Below are 19,526 nucleotides of genomic sequence, written 5' to 3'. Positions count from 1 at the left end.
ACAAACAACATTCTACGCTGTCTCCTAGTGGGCCAGTCTTTTTATTTGATGTTCCACTTCAATTGTAAATTCAAGTACAGAAAATACCCCAGTGGAACTGGTCAGTCCTGTGTCGGTCCAACTGCCACCAGTACTGGAATACAATTTGTAAGTTGGCTTAAAGGAAATCGTGCCAAGAGAAATTGCGCTTGTTGCAGCGTTCGTCAGTGCCTGGCCAAACGCCTCAGAAATCGCGGTTGACACTGTCCCAATTAAGATTGCATTCTGCCCAATGGCAACATTCTGGCTGGAAGGTTCCTGATCCCAGCCGGTAGAGATTTGAACGCCTAGGATACTGAGTCCAGCCCCACTCTTGGTGGTGTAGCCGGCCATCGCTTCGGAAACCGCAGCGGTAGCGGCGATACCTTCAACAGTTGGTACCTTGCCAGTGACTTGGCCAATTGCCGAAGCCAAGTTTTTCCCATCTTGTATACTGCTTACTGCCGTGGCGCCATTCAAAATCAGGACACTAACTTTACCGTCCCGACTCGTGATCTGCGCACCAGCGGTAAGAATGACCGTTGTGTTAACAGCGTTAGCTGAAACGTAACGGGCAATGTTAGCTAATACAGGTGCAGTCAAAGAAGCGTCATCAGTAACATTGATGGTTAACTGGCCATCTTTGACTGATGCGGTATCTTTTGCACCCAAACCAAGCTGCGTGCCCAAGGTTTGAGTGGTATCCGCAGTAGTTGCGGCTTTGACGGCAACAGAACTAGCGCTCGTTGCAGAAGTGGAGGTCGCAGTAGACGTTGAGGAGGAAGTTGATGACTGAGTTGATGATGATTCTGACTCAGTCGTTGATCCTGACTGCGAAGCACTTTCTGAAACTAGAGCTGATTCGGATGCCGATTGCGAAATGCTGACCGAGGTGCTCGTCGAAGCTTCGATGGACGCCGAAGCATCCGTCGAGGTCGTCTGAGATCCGGTCTGTGAGGATACTGGAATCGTGGCCGTATCCTGAGTGGCCAAAGTGTCTTGCTGATCAACTGTCTTAGCGACAGTTGGTGTGGTGGTATCCGCATTAACCGCGTGCGGTGCAATGAGTAAACCACCCAGTAAACCACTTAACGTTGCTGTCCCAGCAACAAGCCATCTTTTACCGGCCTTAAACATCTTAAAACGTACTTTACTATTGTTCCTAAAAATATCTCCGGAACTGCCAGTCTTTTTTCCCAACGGCATTACCTCCATATTGCAATATAACGTCTATTATTTATTGTAATCAGGGTGGCTTATATTTTTAGTTCAATAACTGAAAAATGGGTTTTATAATATGGATTAGCCATTTTATCCCTTGGTTGTACAACACCCATACACAATAAAAAAACAGGCCTTAAAAAACACGACCTGTCTTGTGAAATTTAATTTGTAATTTAATTAACTTTTTTGAATTTATTTTTGAATTATTTGAGAAGTTTTAATTTGTCACTTGGCAGGTCTGTTTTCTGTAATTCTTGATAAGCGATGACCGGCACTTGGACCTCTTGGACCGTCTTGATGTCATTTTTGAGAATGGCCTGTAAGTTGCCCCGAACTTCGTGATGCTCATCGAATGGATCTTCGACCATGGCCAGGATGTTGTGCGAGTTGGTTTGGCCCAGGGCATCCAGTTCAATCCCCATGTAGCTGATGGTGACGGTGTCATTCGGCTTGACGATGTTCGGCATTTCAGCTGTCACGAATTCACGCACACTGTTGTACTTGGCGGTGACTTCACGGGTCACGGGGTTTTCAATGGTGACAAAGTTGATGACGCCTTCGTACAAGTAATAACGTAGCACAGGCCGCTCTTGCATGTCGAGAAAGTCGATTTCCTGCATCTCGTTGTTGTAGTAGTAGATGTTGGTGTAATGCGAGCCATCCGTGGCGTATTCCTCAATGTAGTCCAAGGTGCCATCAGGGTTGAGGTATCGCACATCTTGAACAGCGCGCCGAGTATTCGGATACAGCGACACGTTGGCAATTTTATCGCCGTCGTACAAGACATTGAGATTGCCGTCTTCGTTCATCTCAATTTTGGCTCCGGTTGGGACAGGAATGCGGTCGAAGAACATGTAGTCGTCCTTCTTGTAGGTGCGGTTGCAAACCCGATCGATGAGGCTGACCCCTTTTAGCCCGGCTTGGTTCAAGATACCAGCAAAATTAGGCATGGCAGCCAACACAATGATCCGTTCATGATTTTTTTTGGCGCGGGCCACAACCTGATCCCAGGCCTCGGTCCCTGGCGTGATGGTATTCAGCAATTCATACTTCATTAGCGCAGACCCTCCATTAACTTCTGCCACTTACCGGCAATCACATGGTCTTGGAACTGATCCAGCGAAGCCGTGGTGTTTGCCACCAGCTTGCCGTAGTTTGCGGCTTGCAGGCGTTTGAAGCCTTCATGCAGCGTATCGACATCGTAGTCCATGTCATCGCGCTTGAAATCAGCTAAGAACCCATTTTCGCCATCATGCACCAGTTCAGTGGCGCCGAAGCGGGCCCGGTAAGTGACGATTGGTAGCGAAGCGTTCAAGGCTTCAATGTAGGTCAAGCCAAAACCTTCAGAGAACGAAGCAGACACGAAGATGTCGTATTGAGGATAGATTTCAGCCAAATTATCGGACAAGCCCTTCAGCTTGATGTAGTCGCCAGAGTTGGTTTCTTTAATGGCATCTTCCAGCTTCTTTTGTTCTTCGCCGCGCCCATAAATATCGAATTCAACGTTGACGCCGTCTTCATCATGCCACTTCGCCACGGCTTTAATGGCCAAATCCACATGTTTTTCTGCCGCCAATCGTGATGCGGTAATGACACGAATTGGATCCTGCATCTTGGCGCGCTCACGCGGCTTGATGCCGTCACGCACCCCACCGACGGGAATCGCCACCACTTTGTCGGCCACGTCAGGAAAATCGACTAGGATATCTTGGCGTTGCAATTCGGTGGCCACGACAATCCGATCACTACTTTGAATGTGGTCGAACATGTACTGATAATGGTTGTTCCACAGTGGATAGCGCTTGTCGTTGCGATCGCCCAAGGTATCGGCGTGAACCACGTAAACCAGTTTAGCTTCAGGGATTGGCTGATTCATCAAAGCTTCATCCACTTCTTCACCCCGGTCAATCAAGAAGGTTGACGGTGCACCATAGAGGTCATTCAGCCGGTTGAAGAAGAACCGGTACATCAACACCCGATTAGGGAAGAACAGGTGCTTGCCGTTGTAATCAAAAATGTGAATGTTGCGCACCAAGCGATTACGGTGCGGATCATCGACATATTCATACATGATGGCCCGTTTGCCCGTGGCTTCATTGAAGATTTCAGTACGCCCAGCGGAAACCATCAGGAGCTTGTTTTCTGGTTTGTGAATATCCGGATACTTCACCAGATGGTTGACGACGCGCAGCCCGGAGTCGAGCACTTCTTCCGACTTGCGGTGCGTGTCGGTGCCATCAATCACAATGTCCGCTTTTTTGGCGGTGATACGCTGCTTCAGCCCTGTCAGCGCATAGTCATCCCCCAAGGTGAAAAACTCCCAGATGTTAATAACCTGATCGTCCCGCAGTTCCCAGCGGTCCATCGCCTTGTGCAGCTCTGGAATCAAATCCAGAAAAATATAGCGGTACGGCAATTTCGCCTGATCAAACCGCTTTGCCCGGTAAAATTGCGCGTGTTCCACGCCGGAATTACCCATCCCCATTGCATCGTTAACAAAGAAATTCATTTATATGCCACCTTTTTCCGTACTTAGCCATTATCGGAGTGATTTGTTCGCCAGACCGGCTTGGAGCTGCTGCAGCCAACTCGCTGCTTGCGCTGTGCCGCGGCCGCTGGTGCGAATGCTAGCGCGACTGACGCGTGCTTGCCCATAGTGAGCCACAATCGGTTTCACTAGCGCTTGCAGGGCCGATTGACCCAGTTCAGGTGTCGCCAGCTCAGTCGGACTCAGCTTTAAATACACCTGATGTCGCGCCTGCGGCATGGGCAGTGCCTCAACGCCGATGCGCTGTCGCATCAAGACGATATCAAGTATACCGTCTTGATTGGATTTATCGCAGTCAATATTTGTAATTCTATCTGTCCTGGGCCAGCCGACCTGGGCGTTTTTTAACGCTGCAGCGGGCCCAATCAGCAGCGAGCGGAAGGTCAAATGCTCATTATTCAACGTAATTAAACTGAGCTGATAAGTCGCCGTCTGCTTCGGCAGGGTGAACTGGCCGTGCAACGCATCATGCAGATCATCGTCGATGCGTTGGCCTTGCCGATCATAATAATCAATGGCCAGCCCCACTGAGTTGGCCGGCGTTTGCTCCGCATCAATGAAAAATTGATACGTGGTGCCTGGAATAAGCAGCGGCAGCGGTACCGCTGGCGTGGCCTGTTGCTGCCACTGGCTGTCATGCCAAGCATGAATAATGCGGCTCGGCGACAACAGCGGGTTGCGGTACTGCACCACCCGCTGGGGCTGATAATCAATTAAGGAACCATAATCGAAGGTTTCGCCAGTGCCAGGTTCCCAGAATAAACTGTACAGGGCTGTCATTAGCTTCCTCCTTCCAGTTCAGGGCGGTCAAACTCATGGGCTAGAAAATGCCGCAGTTGCAACGTATACCACGCCACGATGGCCGGCGTGTCATCATTATGGCGCCCGCTGATGCCTTTATACAGGAAATGACCGTCAGGGAAGCGTTCTTTGATGCGATCATAGACATTTTTGAAGGCCCCGGTGTCAAAACCATCCTCGCGCATATAGGCAATGGCAAAGGTGGTTTGGCTGAAGTTGGCATGGTCGAATGGTTGCCACAGCCGCTGATTTAAGTGCTCACTGCTGGCGGTGCTTAAGTCGCCTTCATAGTAAAGTTGCACATCAAAGCTTGCCTCAAAATCGCCAGGTCTTAGAATTTTCCCCGCTTTGGCAATCGCGCCGAGGTTGGTCAGCGGCTTACCGGCGAATATCGCCCGCGGCGGCAACTGCGCACCGTAATAAAAGGCCGCGTAGGTGCCCATTGACATGCCGCCCATGGTCAACTGATCTGGGGTGAAATGCAGCCGCTTCAGGGTTTGCTTGATCAGATCCAGCACGGCTTGTTCAAAAGCAGGACTGCCAATATAAAAGCCGCCCCCCATTAACCGGGTATCGGTGATCAGCAGATGCGGTGCGCCTAGGCGACTCATCATTCCCCGCCCTTCAAAGCCATCATCCGAGCGGAACCCTGAGAAGAAGACATTCAGCGGCGGCTTCAAGTCGCCGGCGTCGAAGTAAGCAATGATGCCACCATAGCCACTAGCCGGATCAAGGAGCCGCACCGAGTTCAACAGCACTTCCCCATACCGCCCACGCGACCGGCGCACATGGAACTTGCCCAGTTTGACTTCACCGGTGCCGCGAATGTAGAAGCTCACGTTAAACCCCGTGGGCGCCTCTGCGAGCAGGTGATAGCCTTCATGGAGATGGTCGCCGGTGAGCTTAATGCGCTGGGTCGGCGCCCCTTCTGCCAGCAGGTCAATGGCCATCATCAGCTCGGCTTGTCCGGGCTGCTCGACGTATTCCAAGGTGAGATGGTCATCAAAATTGGCTGGCACGTACTGCGGATTCGGCAGCGCCGCCACCCGCACCCAATCAGGACTGGCGGCAGTAAAGACGCGATACGCCCCGCCTTCTTGCCGCAGCGGGCCGCGATAAGTCGGATCGAGCCGCAGGAACTGCGGCCCCATCCCGAAAGTGTGTTGGCCGTCGAAAAAGTCAACATTGAGATCATGGGCCAAGCCTTTGACGTCAGTGAAGTCGAAGAAAAACACATTTTTCAGGTTCAAAATCTCCAGTGCCGCATCTGGCAAGGCCACATGCACATCGCAGATGATTTGATTGGCCGGCAGCGCCCGCAGCCGTTCAGGCTGATCAAGCCAAGGTGAGGTCGCATCGAGCAAAATAATTGCCCGAAAATATCGCGGGTTAAACTGCCCGCTGGCCAAAAATAGTGGCTGGCCTGCTAGTGGTTGCCCGGTGTCATCTGGCAACCAATCATATTCAAAATCATCACTTAACGCGTCCCATAGCGGCAACGAACGGGCCGCCACATGTAAAACGTTGATGGTTGCCATTTAAATCACCTTTTTCCACTCGTTCATAATGTGGGTGGCTGTGTTGGCCTCCAGCAAAGCCGCATTGCCCACTTGCGCCGTATTCCAATGATGCAGCGTATCCAAGAAATAACTCAGCCCCGGCACGATTTGATCCGGCGTTGCTACCACAATGCCGGTTTGATGGTCCTCGATAAAATCGTTGGCGCGCCGCACCAGTTGCGGAATGGCATTGCTGATCGCCAGCATTTGCAAGCGCAGGTTGGTTAGCTTGCTGGTATCCAAGTACACACGCGCGGCACTCATCGCGGCCTCTTGATCCTCAGGCGGCAGCGGTGGGTTTAACACCACGCGCTGCTGCAAATTGTAAGCCGCACTGGCAGTCCCCCAACCGGCACTTTCCCGCAGACTCTTGCCAGCCTTGCGCTCAGCCGGGGTCAGTTCATTGGCCTGCTTTTTCTTGAGATAGGCCATCACGTTTTGATAATCCTCAGACTGTAGATCCACGCCTAGTTTGGTCTCGAGCCAATGGGCCACGACGCGCTGGCCGGCTTCCACCCGCGCGTCGTCATCAGCTTCAATCATCACCGTTTTGGCGCGGTTTTTCTGCAGCATGGTCAGCATCTGCTCCAACGTTTGCCGGAACTCGGCTTCATCGGCATCACCAACGAACCAGTAGGTCATCATCGTCGGTACCTCATTACTATGTCCAAGGCTCAACGTCGTCGGATAAGGCAAAATTGCCTGGGTTTGGTCTTGCCAGTCAGCGGCGTTTTGGAATTGCTGCAAAAACAGCCGCCGGTCTTCCTGGGTCGGTAGCACCACTTGGTCGGCGGCTTGAACGCCGAGGCGATCCACCACTTTCAGTTCAGTGTTGGCCGCCGCAAGGAAAATCACCTGCGGGAACAGCGTCAGCTGCCGGCGCAACGCCAGATTGGCTGGCGTCATCGTCGCCACCAGCGTCGGCTGGCGGCTAGCGGCCATCACCCAGCGGTCCATCACTTCCGCCAGCACCGCACTACGATCTGGATAGTGACTGAAGGCAAAACGACTCGCGACTTGCGGTGCCATGGTCACTGCGCCTTGACGGTCTTCGGTCATCACAAGCTGATCTTGAGCATCGAACCACTCACGCTTGACCAGCCCATTACCTTGTTCACGGTAGTCAACATACAGGCGATTGCCGCGGTCATCGTATTGCGCCACCCGGCGTGTGCCGGTCGGCTCATAATCCGTGATTTGCCAGACAAAGCCAAGCGGATGCAGCGAGACGGTTTTGGCCAGTCTCTCCCCATCAAAGTAATTCACGTTCGGCCAAGCATACACGGGGAGCAAATCTGCCGGCAGCGGCACTTCGGCCAACTGCAATGGCGTCCCGATTGGCTCGGGGATGCCTAGCAACTGGTCATATAAGCGCACCAGTGGCACGGTATCCAGTCCCACTTGGTGCAGCATGAACTGCAAATCCGGCGCGGCCTTGGCCGTCATCAGGGTAAAGGGCTGCTGATTAGCTTTGAACACTTGCGCCAGCTCCACCACCCGATTAAGGTCCGGATGCGCATCCGCGGCGTCTAAATCAACCATTAATGTCAGCATGCTGAACCTCCTTAGGGTTATTCATCGAAGAGTTGGTACTGGTTTTTGAGCCGCAGTGCTTGGAACTGCTGCACCACCGTCGAAATAATGGTGATCATGATAAACAGATTCCCAATCAGCAAGGTGTAATTGGAGACGCCTTTGACGTAAAGCCCGATGACCAATGGGATCAAGGCAATGACAAAGATGATGCTGTTGCCGATCACCGTCAGCCAGAGGAAGTGATGGGTCAAGAAGGCTTCCGTGTCATCGCCAGGCATCACGCCGGCAATGTAGTCGCCGCTTTCCTTCAAAGTTTTGGCTTGCTTGCTGGGTTGGAAGTTCACGAAGCCGAACACAAAGCCCAGCAGCACCAAAATCACCCCATACGTGATAATCCCCCGCCAGTTCAGGTAATCGGTCCAGGCGAGAATGCCTTGGCCAATCTTGGAGAAACGCAGGTTGGTGGCTTGCACCACCGTTTGCGGAATGGTGAAGACCATGGTCGAAAACATGAACGGCATCGAACCCGCCGTCAAAAACGGCAATGGTAAGTAAGGTTTAGAGAAGGCACTTTCGAGCATCGGCTTTTGCAGTTCAAAGCGAATTTCGCCGTAGTTCAGCGGCACGGCCACCAGCAGCACAATCACGCCCACGACGCAGGCCGTGGCAATGTGCTCCGGCGTCAGCGGATAAGGCGAGTGGCCCCAGCCGTTTTGGAGCATGTTCGGAATGTTTAAAATTAGCCCCGGCAAAATCAGCATCACCGTACTGCCGATTCCGTGATCGGCGTTGTACAGCGCCAGATAGACCACTAGCATCGCCCCAGCGGTCAAAATGAGCAGCGCCACTAGGAAGGAAAAATCATAGCTGCCGCCTGGTAGATAGAGCGGCGTCAGCGCCGAGCGACTCAGCCACAACATTTCAAAACCCTGCACCAGCGCTAACACTGCGGTGATGCCGTTTTGAATGAAGCCGGCGGTGCGCATGGACAGCTTATCCACAGCGGGAATGCCCAAGGAAGACAACGCCTGCCATAAGATCAGCGCCGTCATGTAAGGGCCGAGGCCCAGCGACATCAAGGTCGGGGCACCCAACGCGCCGCCAGTGGCATAGCTGAAGACCTTCAGAAACTGGAATTTGGCCAAAGCATCGGAAGCGGCCGTGAGATCATAACCGGGAATCGGAATTTGCTGACCCAGGGCCAAAATGGCCACCAGCATCATCGTGGTGAGGCAGCGTTTCAGTAAATCATGATTGGTTTTCATTGCTGCCTCCTTAAGGGAAATTAACCTTCACGGTACCATCGGCCTTAGCCACGAGCTCCGAACACAGCAGATTGGCCAGCACGCCTTGATACAAGGCGCGCTTCATCACCTTAAAACTGCGCCGGCTTTCTTTTTGGTACTCATACATGGGATTGCTACCTTGCGTGCTGCGATTCATGGTGACACTTTGGAGGGTCTGCAAGTTGTCCACTTGCTCGATCCATTCCCAGTCGATGGCCTTCAGTAGGGCCAGCCGTTCAAAATAGGCCCATTGATCCTCGGCGGGTAACTTTTCATGCACTGCGGCCAGCCGCTGCATGATTAAGTCAGTCAAGTAATCAACGTCGGCGGCGAGCTTTGGGTTTTCGCGCACCGGGGCGGGATTGTAATCGCGGTCGACATGCTGATAAACAAAATCCAAAAACGCCGCCACATCCGGCTGGCGATGGTCTTCAACAAAGTCTTGTGCCGCTTGCTTGACGGCAAACTCGACTTTGCCTTGCACATCCTCACCGGCAATGATGGCATCACGTTGCTCGTAGATTTTATCGCGCTGCACTCGGAATACTTCACCGTACTGCAAGGTGGAAAACCGCTCAGAACGCTCCCCGGCAGCGATGACGCGCTGGGCATTATCGATCACATGGCGAAACCGGCCGTGGTTGCTCAAACGTTGTTTTTGGGCGGTCGCATGTTTGTCGGTCCACTTGCGCACATGCCGTGGGGCGTTTTGCAAAACAATGCGGTCCTCCAACGAGGCATAAAACAAACTTTCACCGGGATCGCCTTGGCGGCCGGCACGGCCCCGAAGTTGGTTGTCCACCCGCGGATTATCCATCCGCTCGGTGCCCAGCACCAGCAGCCCACCTTGCGCCTTAACCCCATCACCAAGGTGAATATCGGTGCCGCGGCCGGCCATAGACGTCGCGACGGTCACGGCGCCTGGCCGCCCAGCTTCGGCGACAATGTTCGCTTCCTTGGCAGCAGAGCGGGCATTCAGCAGGCTGTGCGGAATGCCTTCGCGCAGCAAAAGCCGTGAATACAAATTCGACAACGCCAGCGACCCTGTCTCAATCAGCACTGGCCGCTGATCCTCATAGGCCTGGCGAATTACCTTGAGTGAGGCCAACAATTTGGCTTCATTGCTGATGAACAGCCGGTCCGGTCGGTCCTTGCGGATATTTGGCTTATGCGTCGGCACCTTAAAAACAGCCAAGTGATAGATTTCCATGAACTCCGATGCATCCGTGGCGGCAGTACCGGTCATGCCGGCCAGCTGATGGAACATGCGAAACAAGTTCTGGAACGTGACCTGCGCCATTGCCCGCATTTCTTGGGTGATATTGACGCCTTCTTTGGCCTCCAGCGCCTGGTGCATCCCCGCCTCCAGCTTCATCCCGGTCAGCTCGCGGCCGTTGGTTATATCAATCAAACTGACTTCACCATGTGCCACGATGTAATCGCGATCAGGCTTTAGCAAGTAATTCGCCCGTAAGGCCAACACTAGATGCCGGTACAAATCGGCCCAGTCTTTGCTGAGCAAATCGTCCACGCCAAAGTACGCCTGCATTCGTATAATCCCGGCCGGCGTGAACCAGACCTGCTTTTCGTCTTCGCTGCGTTCAAAGTCTTCATCTTCCACCAGCATCTTGATCAGCCGGTCTGAAGATACGTAAAAATTCGATTGTGGCCTAGGCGCCCCAGAAATAATCAGCGGTGTCGAGGCTGAATCGAGCAGCACCGCATCCGCCTCATCCAGCAAAGCAAAATTGAAGCCTTGCATGTAGCGGTCATCAGCGGTCGAAGCCAGGTTGTCGGTGAGATAGTCGAAGCCCAAAGCGCTGTTAGTGGTGTACACAATATCCGCGCTGTACACTTGATGGCGATCTAGTTCTTCCTCATCGCTGCCTTCTTCAGCCACCCCAGGCATCACCGTCAGACCCAGCCACTGGTAAACGACACCCATTTCTTTGGCATCACGGTTGGCCAAGTATTCATTGGCGGTGATCAAGAAGTTGCCTGGCCCGGTCAGACCATGCAGGTACATGGGCATGATGGCGGTCAGCGTTTTGCCTTCACCGGTTTTCATTTCGATGATGTTGCGGTCTTCCATCGCGACGGCGCCCAAAATCTGAACGTCATACGGCACCATGCCCAGCACCCGCCGCGCCGCCTCACAGACTGTCGCGTAGGCTTCCACCAGCAGCTTATCTAGCGGTTTGCCTTGGGCGAGCTGCGCGCGCAGTTCGCCTGTCTTCGCCTTCAGCTGCTCATCGCCGAGCGCCTGATACTGCTTGATCAAGGCTTGGATTTGCCGGGTTTGCCGGATGTATTTATGTCTACGCAGGGAAAAATTCATCTCGGGATCATCGTTCCTTTGGCTTCAGTGAGTTCACGTTGCAGTTTCACGCCGGCATCCATATAATGTGGGTATGAAAACAGAGAAAAAAAAGATTAATCAAGCCGATAGCTTGCTCGATCAAGATATCGAAGGCCGATTCGCCAAAGAAAAAAATGAAATCGTCAAACCCACCAAGAAAAAGCCTGGGGGTAAAGGTTCACAAATTTTCATGGCGTTTCTGTTGGCCGGATTGATGCTGATCGGCATCTTGGTGCCGCTTTTGACCATGTTTTAAGCGGCAGGGGCTCATTTTTCAGAAAAAATGTTATTTAAAGTATAGCACAGGCCAATTATTTCCACGCTCATATATGACAACTCTCGTTTCGAAAAATGGTACACATAGGGAACAATTTTGGCCACCCACCCTGATTGGGGTCGGCTGCTGCCTCTAGTGAACCAAAGTCGGCGGGCGAAAAGCAAGCGTGGCCCCTTCGCCTAATAAGCAACTGGTAGTGCCACAATTAAGCGGCTTCATTCCTCATCTTTCGGGAATGAAGCCGCTCCTTTTTGTCGTTGGTGCTGGTGGCAGTTATTGAAACCAGGCCAAGCGGTGCTTCAAGTACCACTTACTCACTGGTAATGTCATGCGCCGCTAAAACGGCTTTTAAGGCGGCTAACTGCGTGTGACGGCCAGCGCGAATCAAGGCCGTCAGTGCTTTGACCTGGTCAACCAGTGGGCCATAAGTGGCTTCGGTTTGCGCGGCCGTCACATCAGGCAGCTGGTTCAGGTGATCGACCACCAGCCCGACCTGGTTTTGCTCGATGTATGCCCCAATCGCGCTTTCCCGGTTGGCAATCACCGGCAAGCCTAGCGCCAAGTACAGGCTGAATTTGTGCGCCTGGTTGATGCGCGCATAGGCGGCGTAGTGGCCCTGGTCATCTTCATCCCAAATCAAGCCAAAGCCGTGGGTCAACTTCAAACCCAACTGCGCCTGCGACATGGTGCCGTGGTAGGTGACACCAGGGCCAAGCGGATAGCTTAAGTTGGTTTGGCCATTTTCCGAGCCATACACCTGCACATCCAAACTCGCAGGCACATGCCGCAGAAAGCCACTCTTCCACTTCATCAAATTACCAGCATAATGTAAGCTGCGGCTGAAGCTTGGTTGGTGGTACGTCATCGGTTCCACGTATCCCCACGGACCGCTGATAATAATCGGTCGCTTCACCCCGTCGGCCTTAATCGCCGCCGCCATGGGGGTGGTTGAAACCATCACCACATCGAAACTATTGAGATAATCCAGCCATTCTACTTTCGGGTACAGCTCCGGATAGCGCAGGTACTCCACATCATGAACAAAGGCCACGATTTTTGCGTGGCGCTGGTGCACGGCCTCAATGATGTACTTTTCAATCGTGATATCTGCATAGGTCGGGGTCTGGTAGATGACCACGTCGCCAGCTTGCACCGGCCCCAGCATCCCCTCGATGCGCCCGGCCCAATCACCATCACCTTCAAACTTGATGAAGCGATTGTACCAAAGCGGCTGAAACCCGATTTGCTGAAGATAATGCGCCACGTCTTCTTTCGGCTTAACCACCGCCTGGTCGGACGCAGCTTGAAGCGGACTGATAATGTAATTCATGTTGACCTCCTAGGACAAAGGGAAAGCCGTCTGCCAATGCGGCAGGCGGCGAGATGAGAAGCAGTGACTGACGGTTTAATATTCCGAAATGCCGTTCACCGCCATGATGGCCTTGAGTGCCGCCAGCTGGAGATGACGCCCGGAGCGAATCAAAGCTTCCATCGGTTTGACCGCCGCCAGTAGTTGATTGTACTGGCCTTCATCCATCGCCGCCATCACAGGCACCAAGGCTTCCATGTCATCCACCACAATGCCCACGTGATTAGCCGCCACGAAATTGCCGACCTGGCTGCCTTTTTTGGCAATCACTGGCAGGCCCAGTGACAAGTACAGGCTCAATTTATGCGGCATGTTGATCATCGCGTAGTCGTTGTAGTGATGGGTCGAATTCTCGTCCCAAACCAACCCAAAGCCGTTGTCCAGCGCCAAGGCCAATGCTTCTTGCGAGTAGGAGCCCATGCGCTCCACCGAATCGGCAATGCGATAGCCTAAATCGCTGTTGCCATCGCTGGAGCCGTACAGCTTGACTTTCAGCTCGGCTGGGATGTTGGCCATGAAGCCGCCTTTCCATTCCACCAGATTACCGGCATAGTGAATCGTCTTGGAGAAATGCGGCTGGCGCGAGCCGATGGGCTGAATGTAGCCCCAAGGCCCGGTGACGACAATGGGCAGGTTCACCCCACTAGCCAGCACTTGGCGCTTTTCTTCTGGGGTATTCACCAGCAAAGCGTCGTAGGAGCCGAGGTATTCGACCCAGGTCTTGCGGTCGTAACTCTTGGGATAACGCAAATATTCCGCGTCGTGGACCAAGGCAATGACCTTCCCGCCGCGATCATGGGTGCCATGAACGAAGGCATCCTCCACTGTCAGCGGCGCATACCCTGGTACTTGCGGGATGACAATATCGCCGGCTTGCACTGGGGCTAAAATTCCGCCTTTGATTTCAGTCTCCCAGTGGTCTTCATTATTGATGTAACGGGAATAGCGCAGAGGCAAAAACCCGATGTTACCAAGAAAAACAGCGGTGTCTTCTTTGGGCTTGATCACCGCTTGGTCGGTGGGGCCTTGAATTGGTGTCACAGTATAAAGCATATTTACTCTCCTCTATGCGGGTAGTGACCATTAATAATGGTTCAACCCTCTGCGCTTGGTTTCTGTTGTGAAAAATTCCCGAGTTTGGCTGAAGTACTGCCAAAAAGCAGCTTCGAATTCATCCATCACTGCCAAATGGCCCCACGGCCGGTAGCCATAGAGATTACTCAGGAAATGGCGAATCACCACGTGCTGGCGCTCTGCGGTCATGTCAGCGGCCACTGCCGGGTCGGTTTGCTCCGCCCAGTGGGTCAGCCAGTCGTCGTCTTTTTGGAAGTTGTATCGGAACGGGAGCAAGGTCACCTTGCCTGCCGTCAGCAGATTCAGCAGCGTTTGATCCGGATATTGGTAATTCGCCTGATCCGCCCGCTCAACCAGCATTTCCGGTTTGAACAGCTCGTTATACAGCGCCACATTGATGACCAGCACCCCGGAGTTGAAGTACGCCTTCATGCTTGAAAAATCTGGTAAGACATTTTGATCAACTGGCGGGTTTAACGTGTAATAGTAGAAATCTGGCACTGCCGCCATCACGTTGCCTGGCCGATTCAGGCTAAACAGTGGCGAAATATCGGCCATGATGATGGTGTCGTTATCGATCATCAAAAGCTGTTCGTAATTGGGAAAATACGCCGGCACGAACAACCGCCACAAGGTCACCTGCCCAAAGCGGGCATTATCGTAGTGCTTGAGTTCAGAGGTGATGGGTGGCTTTTGCCAGACAAACAGGTGCACTTGCGGTTTCTGATAGAAGTCAGGCAACTCACGCAGTAGCGCGACATCGGCGTCAAGCTCACCTTCCGTGACCACCAGGATATCAAGCGACGCTTCGCTTTGATAATGGTCGATCAAAGAAGCAATCGACGTGGCACAAAGTAAAATGTGCGGGCCACTGACCGTATACACCACTGCATTTTTTGCCATGAACAAACTCCCTCCAAGCATCGTTTTCATCGCCATGAAGTCAAGGCGCAACGATGGTCAAGCCTGATTTCGGTCCGCGCCGAAGGTCACCAGCGAGCCACATTGGCTTGGCCGGTCGTTCGGCGTTCAGTTCCTTATGATAGGAATCCTAGTTAACCATAACATTCCCGGTCTTGTCGGAACAGTCAATTTTTGCAAGATTCCTTTGCCGGATAGCATTGATCACACTGGCTTGGATGATACCATAACGCTAGCCGGCCACTAACCTCAGTCTATGCCGACGCGGCTACCACCGTCAATCACCACTCTCTGCGCTTGCGTTTACAACCACCAAAATTCGCCGGCAAGGCTTTTGCCAGCTTATTTTCATTTTGGGGGCGACATTGCTTGCGCTTTTTCAGTCGGCGTGGGTTCCTTCCCCTGCGGCTTTATGCTAAACTGAGAAAGTCTGAGAATGTATCATTATTTTCTAATTAAAGGAGTGAACGGAACATGTCAAAGGCAGTTACTGCTGAAGATCTTGCTAAGTACCAAGCTGACCTGGAAAATACCCCAGGCAGCGCGGCCATCCAAAAAGCCGTCATGAACAATGGGGTGCTGAAGTCCAGCGAGGACGTGCACAGCCAAACCACGATGGAGAAAACCTTCTCCATCGATTTGAGCACCGGCACTGTGGCCGACCAGAAGCAATCCGGCCGCTGCTGGATGTTCGCCGCATTGAACACGATGCGTCATGACATTCAACAACAATTCAAAATCAAAGGCTTCGAACTCTCCCAGAACTTTACTTTCTTCTGGGACAAATTCGAAAAGTCCAACTACTTCTACGAAAACGTTTTGAAGACTGCCGGCGAAGACATTGACAGTCGCAAAGTGGCTTGGCTGATGGCCAACCCTCAGGGCGATGGTGGTCAGTGGGATATGCTGACAGCCATCATCGACAAGTACGGGATCGTGCCGAAGTCAGTGATGCCTGAAACCTTCAGCTCCTCTGCTTCCGGTCAGATGAACAAAGTCTTGAACTTGAAGTTGCGCAAAGACGCGGTGACCTTGCGCAAGCTCGTCGCCGATAACGCCAGCGATGAAGACATTCAAGCGGCCAAGGACAAGATGCTCTCCGAAGACTACCGGATTTTGGCTTACACGCTGGGCGTGCCACCAACCAAGTTCGACTTCGAATATCGCGATGATGACAAGAACTACCACATCGACCGCGACTTGACCCCGCGCACTTTCTACGAAAAGTACATCGGCTGGGACACCAACGCGTTCCAGAGCTTGATCAACGCCCCAACGGCAGACAAGCCTTACAACCACCTGTACACCGTTGAAATGCTGGGTAACGTCATTGGCGGCCGCGAAGTGCGCCACTTGAACCTGACCGTCGACAACCTCAAGCAACTGGCCATCAAGCAGCTGGAAAATGGCGAAACTGTTTGGTTCGGTTCTGATGTTGGTCAGTCCTCTGACAGCAAGCTGGGCATCATGGATCCAGCCTTATTCGACAAGAACGGTCTGTTCAACGCCAACTTCGACATGACCAAGGCTGATCGCCTGGACTACGGCGAAAGCCTGATGACCCATGCCATGGTGATCACCGGCGTGGACATCGTTGACGGCCAGCCAACCAAGTGGAAGGTTGAAAACTCTTGGGGTGAAAAAGCCGGCGACAAAGGTTACTTCGTCGCTAGTGATGCTTGGTTCGACGAATTCGTTTACCAAGTGGTCATCAACAAGAAGTACCTGAGCCAAGACCTGCAAGATGTCATCAAGAATGAATACGATCACCCCACTGTTTTGAAGCCATGGGATCCAATGGGTGCCTTAGCTTAATGGGATTCAAAAAAACCGCAGCAATGCGGTTTTTTTCGTGGCTTCATTTGGTAATGACAGTTTTATCCACAATGTGCAGGCGGTCGTCTAAGGTGTAGACAATCGGCTGGGCATTGGCCACTTCCACCTGGTCGATTTGATCATCAGGAATGGCTTCCAGGTATTTGATGAGGGCGCGCAGCGTTGAGCCATGTGCGACCACCAACTGATTCTCCTGACGCAGCAGGCGTGGGGCCAATTCATCGCTCCAGTAAGCGATCAGGCGCGTTTCGGCATCCTGCAGACTTTCGCCGCGGGGGATGATGCTGGCTGGGAAGCGATGATAGCGCCGGCTGCGGCTGGGATTGACCAGTAGCGGCGGCCGGCTGGTGTAACTGCGCCGCCACAAAGCCACCTGCTGGGCGCCAAAGAGTTGGCGCGTTTCGTCCTTGTTGATGCCGCGCAAGGCGCCATAGTGGCGTTCATTCAAGCGCCAAGACTTGGTGATAGGCAACCAGTTTTGACCAATCGCGTCTTGCACCAGGTAGGCCGTTTCAATGGCGCGTTTGAGCACCGAAGTATGCACATGCCCAAACAAAATTTGCTGTGCCGCCAGCGCCTGCCCTGCCGCCTGCGCCTGGGCGACGCCATGCGCCGTCAGCGGGACATCGGACCAGCCGGTGTAGGTATTAGAAAAATTCGCGGCACTTTCGCCGTGCCTGAGTAAGACCAGTTTGACCATCCGTCAACCTCCCTATCACCAGAGTATACCATTTTCACCGAAAATCCGAAAAAGGACTGGAAAATGAGAATATAATTAGATATACTTATTCTTATCTCATGATATGGAGGACTTAGGATGGCGATATGGGTGCCTGGCACGATTACATCACGAATTCAACCTGATTTGGCGCTGGCCATTGACCGTGGCGTCACCTTAAGCATCGGCGAGGAGAGCTTCGAGTGGCAGATCACCGCCAATGATCAGACGCTGCCTACGGATCAAACTAACCTGATTATTGATGTGGCGTTGGCGCTGGATCCCATGCTGGTGCCGCATGAGCTGAACTTGAACACCACGGTCACGCCCAGCGTTGGCTTAGGGGCTTCTCTGGCGGCGACAATTTTGGGCATTGAGCTGGCGGAAACGCTGAGCCAGCAGCCTATCACCTTGACCCGCAAGCTGAACATGGCCGCGTTTTTTGAACCCAATCAAGCGGCCATTCAGGCCAGCTTGTTCGGTGGCTGTCTGGTCTATGCGCGGCCGAACAACATCATCAACTTCGGCACTGAGTTGGTGCAAGGCGCGATTTACGTGCCAGATCAAGTGGTAGAAACCCCAGTTGACCCTACCCCTTGCACGCAAGGGGTCTCGGCCCGCAGCGTGATGAACGCGATGATGAATGCCGATGGCTCTTGGCTGCAGCAGCATTTTCCGTTGCGCTCCCAAGTCACTGCTGGCTACTATCCCCATGCCGAAATGGTCTCGCGCGCAGTGCTAGCGGCAGGCGGCTTTACGACTTTCGTTTCGGCCAATGGCCCCGCGCTGGTGTGCCTCGCGCTCACTGAGCACGAAGACTTTTTCCCGCGGCTGCAGCAACAGCTCACTGCCGGCACCGTCGCCCCATTTCACTTGTCGCGGCGCGGCGTGACGCGTGTTTAACCGAAGGGGCCGCGACATTCGTCGCGGCCCCTTTGATTCTATTCAGACTGTTATAGCAGCGTTACGCGCCAAAAGGCCGGAGCCGAGTAGATAGCTACACCAACCACCGAGTCCAGAGCCCGGACTTGGTGGTTGGTTAGGCTACCTATCGGCTCCAAAAGCGCCTTTTGTCACAGCCCTGGATGATTAGTCGTCGTGCTGCACGTGATCCACAGCATCGTTGAATTTTTCCGCTGCTTTCTCCGTGACGTCATCCGCTTTTGCAGCGGCGTCCTTCTTGGCGGCATCCAGCTTTGCTTCGGCCTGACCTTTCAGGTTTTGGGCTTTGCCTTTGGCCTCCAACTTTTCGTTGTTGGTGGCCTTACCGGCAGCTTCCTTCACCTTGCCAGCGACCTTGTCTTTCATGGCATCAAAATCTGGCATATCATCCCTCCTTTACCTCTCCAGCATATCCAAAAGTCCTTATAAAAAGCGAATATAATGCTTACAAAAAAAGCGTAAAAAAATAGACCCAAAGGCCTACTTCTTCGCGTCATCAGTGACGGGCGGTTGGACCGCTTCACCGTCTTTGGTGATGTCTTTATAATTGACCACGGTTTTGTGTTTAAGATCCTCAACCGTTTCGTGGTCTTTTTTTGCGAACTGATCGATCGTCAGTAACGCGGCGTTGGCATATAACTTTTCCACCGTCCCGGTAAAGCTCAACGGGACCTGCTTGCTCTTCGTGACGTCGACGGTTTCGCCGACATTGATTTCTTGGGCCAAAAAAGTTCCCCCTTGTCGTTAACGACATGCAACGTCGTCTATTATACCATAATTGGCCCAGTAGCGTCTTAACTGGCGGCTTCGTCCTCTTCAAGCTGCTGCTGTTCGGAAATCCCTGGCGTCAGCACCTCCATTTGGCGCTTTGAAATCACGGCTTGATAAAGCAAGTCGCGAGCATTCATCCGGTCTGCCGGATCGAATTGCTCGATCATGACCAGCGCAGAATTCTCGTAGCATTTTTTGATGGTGCCGATAAAATCGTGTTCCATGTTGCCGTTGGCGTGGCAACGAACGATGGCTTGTCTGGTGATGGCTGTCATGATAGCGCCTCC

Annotated in this window: 18 protein-coding genes; 3 read left to right on the top strand and 15 right to left on the bottom strand. The window is 53.0% G+C overall.

Features of this window, described 5'->3' with window-relative positions:
• Window positions 1-24: 24 nt before the first annotated feature.
• From JUF11_RS10445 to secA2, 8 genes are all read right to left on the bottom strand, one after another.
• Complete coding sequence (locus JUF11_RS10445) at window positions 25-1,218, bottom strand: KxYKxGKxW signal peptide domain-containing protein (protein ID WP_204119558.1); 1,194 nt, start codon at window positions 1,216-1,218, stop codon at window positions 25-27.
• Between the two features lie 227 nt (window positions 1,219-1,445).
• A complete protein-coding gene (locus JUF11_RS10440) occupies window positions 1,446-2,297 on the bottom strand; it encodes a hypothetical protein (protein WP_204119557.1) in 852 nt (283 codons plus the stop codon).
• Window positions 2,297-3,751 (bottom strand): glycosyltransferase, encoded by a 1,455-nt coding sequence (locus JUF11_RS10435; protein ID WP_204119556.1) that lies wholly within the window; start codon window positions 3,749-3,751, stop codon window positions 2,297-2,299. Before JUF11_RS10435 ends, JUF11_RS10440 begins: the two co-directional genes overlap by 1 nt.
• Before the next feature lie 30 nt (window positions 3,752-3,781).
• Entirely contained in the window at window positions 3,782-4,570 is a 789-nt protein-coding gene (asp3, locus tag JUF11_RS10430) for an accessory Sec system protein Asp3 (protein ID WP_204119555.1), read from the bottom strand.
• A complete protein-coding gene (gene asp2 / locus JUF11_RS10425; protein WP_204119554.1) occupies window positions 4,570-6,129 on the bottom strand; it encodes an accessory Sec system protein Asp2 in 1,560 nt (519 codons plus the stop codon). Before asp2 ends, asp3 begins: the two co-directional genes overlap by 1 nt.
• Window positions 6,130-7,704 (bottom strand): accessory Sec system glycosyltransferase Asp1, encoded by a 1,575-nt coding sequence (asp1, locus tag JUF11_RS10420; RefSeq protein WP_204119553.1) that lies wholly within the window; start codon window positions 7,702-7,704, stop codon window positions 6,130-6,132. It abuts the gene before it with no gap.
• A 17-nt stretch (window positions 7,705-7,721) separates the two neighbouring features.
• Entirely contained in the window at window positions 7,722-8,951 is a 1,230-nt protein-coding gene (locus JUF11_RS10415; protein ID WP_204119552.1) for a preprotein translocase subunit SecY, read from the bottom strand.
• Between the two features lie 10 nt (window positions 8,952-8,961).
• A complete protein-coding gene (secA2, locus tag JUF11_RS10410) occupies window positions 8,962-11,310 on the bottom strand; it encodes an accessory Sec system translocase SecA2 (RefSeq protein ID WP_204119551.1) in 2,349 nt (782 codons plus the stop codon).
• Window positions 11,311-11,383: 73 nt separating this feature from the next.
• Between secA2 and JUF11_RS10405 the strand changes: the two genes are divergently transcribed.
• Window positions 11,384-11,587: a hypothetical protein gene (locus JUF11_RS10405; protein ID WP_204119550.1), complete on the top strand. Its 204-nt coding sequence runs from the start codon at window positions 11,384-11,386 to the stop codon at window positions 11,585-11,587.
• A gap of 331 nt (window positions 11,588-11,918) precedes the next feature.
• Here the strand turns inward: JUF11_RS10405 and JUF11_RS10400 are convergent, their stop codons facing one another.
• From JUF11_RS10400 to JUF11_RS10390, 3 genes are all read right to left on the bottom strand, one after another.
• Complete coding sequence (locus tag JUF11_RS10400; RefSeq protein WP_204119549.1) at window positions 11,919-12,938, bottom strand: glycosyltransferase; 1,020 nt, start codon at window positions 12,936-12,938, stop codon at window positions 11,919-11,921.
• 75 nt (window positions 12,939-13,013) lie between these two features.
• A complete protein-coding gene (locus JUF11_RS10395) occupies window positions 13,014-14,030 on the bottom strand; it encodes a glycosyltransferase (RefSeq protein ID WP_204119548.1) in 1,017 nt (338 codons plus the stop codon).
• Window positions 14,031-14,060: 30 nt separating this feature from the next.
• The gene (locus JUF11_RS10390) at window positions 14,061-14,954 is read right to left on the bottom strand and encodes a glycosyltransferase (RefSeq protein ID WP_204119547.1); all 894 of its coding nucleotides are present in this window, start codon (window positions 14,952-14,954) and stop codon (window positions 14,061-14,063) included.
• 492 nt (window positions 14,955-15,446) lie between these two features.
• Between JUF11_RS10390 and JUF11_RS10385 the strand changes: the two genes are divergently transcribed.
• Complete coding sequence (locus tag JUF11_RS10385) at window positions 15,447-16,787, top strand: C1 family peptidase (RefSeq protein WP_204119546.1); 1,341 nt, start codon at window positions 15,447-15,449, stop codon at window positions 16,785-16,787.
• A 43-nt stretch (window positions 16,788-16,830) separates the two neighbouring features.
• Here the strand turns inward: JUF11_RS10385 and JUF11_RS10380 are convergent, their stop codons facing one another.
• Window positions 16,831-17,508, bottom strand: coding sequence for a 2,3-bisphosphoglycerate-dependent phosphoglycerate mutase (locus JUF11_RS10380; protein ID WP_204119545.1), 678 nt, complete (start codon window positions 17,506-17,508; stop codon window positions 16,831-16,833).
• 117 nt (window positions 17,509-17,625) lie between these two features.
• On the opposite strand from JUF11_RS10380, the gene JUF11_RS10375 reads away from it, so the two are divergent.
• Window positions 17,626-18,429, top strand: coding sequence for a homoserine kinase (locus JUF11_RS10375; RefSeq protein ID WP_204119544.1), 804 nt, complete (start codon window positions 17,626-17,628; stop codon window positions 18,427-18,429).
• Window positions 18,430-18,615: 186 nt separating this feature from the next.
• Here JUF11_RS10375 and JUF11_RS10370 read toward each other — a convergent pair whose 3' ends face one another.
• The 3 genes from JUF11_RS10370 to JUF11_RS10360 all read right to left on the bottom strand — a co-directional run bounded on the left by JUF11_RS10370 (window position 18,616) and on the right by JUF11_RS10360 (window position 19,514).
• On the bottom strand, window positions 18,616-18,852 hold the full coding sequence (locus tag JUF11_RS10370; protein ID WP_204119543.1) for a CsbD family protein: 237 nt from the start codon (window positions 18,850-18,852) through the stop codon (window positions 18,616-18,618).
• A 96-nt stretch (window positions 18,853-18,948) separates the two neighbouring features.
• Window positions 18,949-19,194: a hypothetical protein gene (locus JUF11_RS10365; protein ID WP_204119542.1), complete on the bottom strand. Its 246-nt coding sequence runs from the start codon at window positions 19,192-19,194 to the stop codon at window positions 18,949-18,951.
• A gap of 68 nt (window positions 19,195-19,262) precedes the next feature.
• Window positions 19,263-19,514 carry a hypothetical protein gene (locus JUF11_RS10360; protein ID WP_125582155.1) on the bottom strand — a complete coding sequence of 84 codons (252 nt, stop codon included), beginning with the start codon at window positions 19,512-19,514 and terminating at the stop codon, window positions 19,263-19,265.
• Window positions 19,515-19,526 lie beyond the last annotated feature (12 nt).

It is taken from the genome of Lacticaseibacillus suilingensis, assembly GCF_016861845.1.
GTDB lineage: Bacteria > Bacillota > Bacilli > Lactobacillales > Lactobacillaceae > Lacticaseibacillus > Lacticaseibacillus suilingensis.
This window is presented reverse-complemented; position numbering and strand designations above follow the sequence as displayed.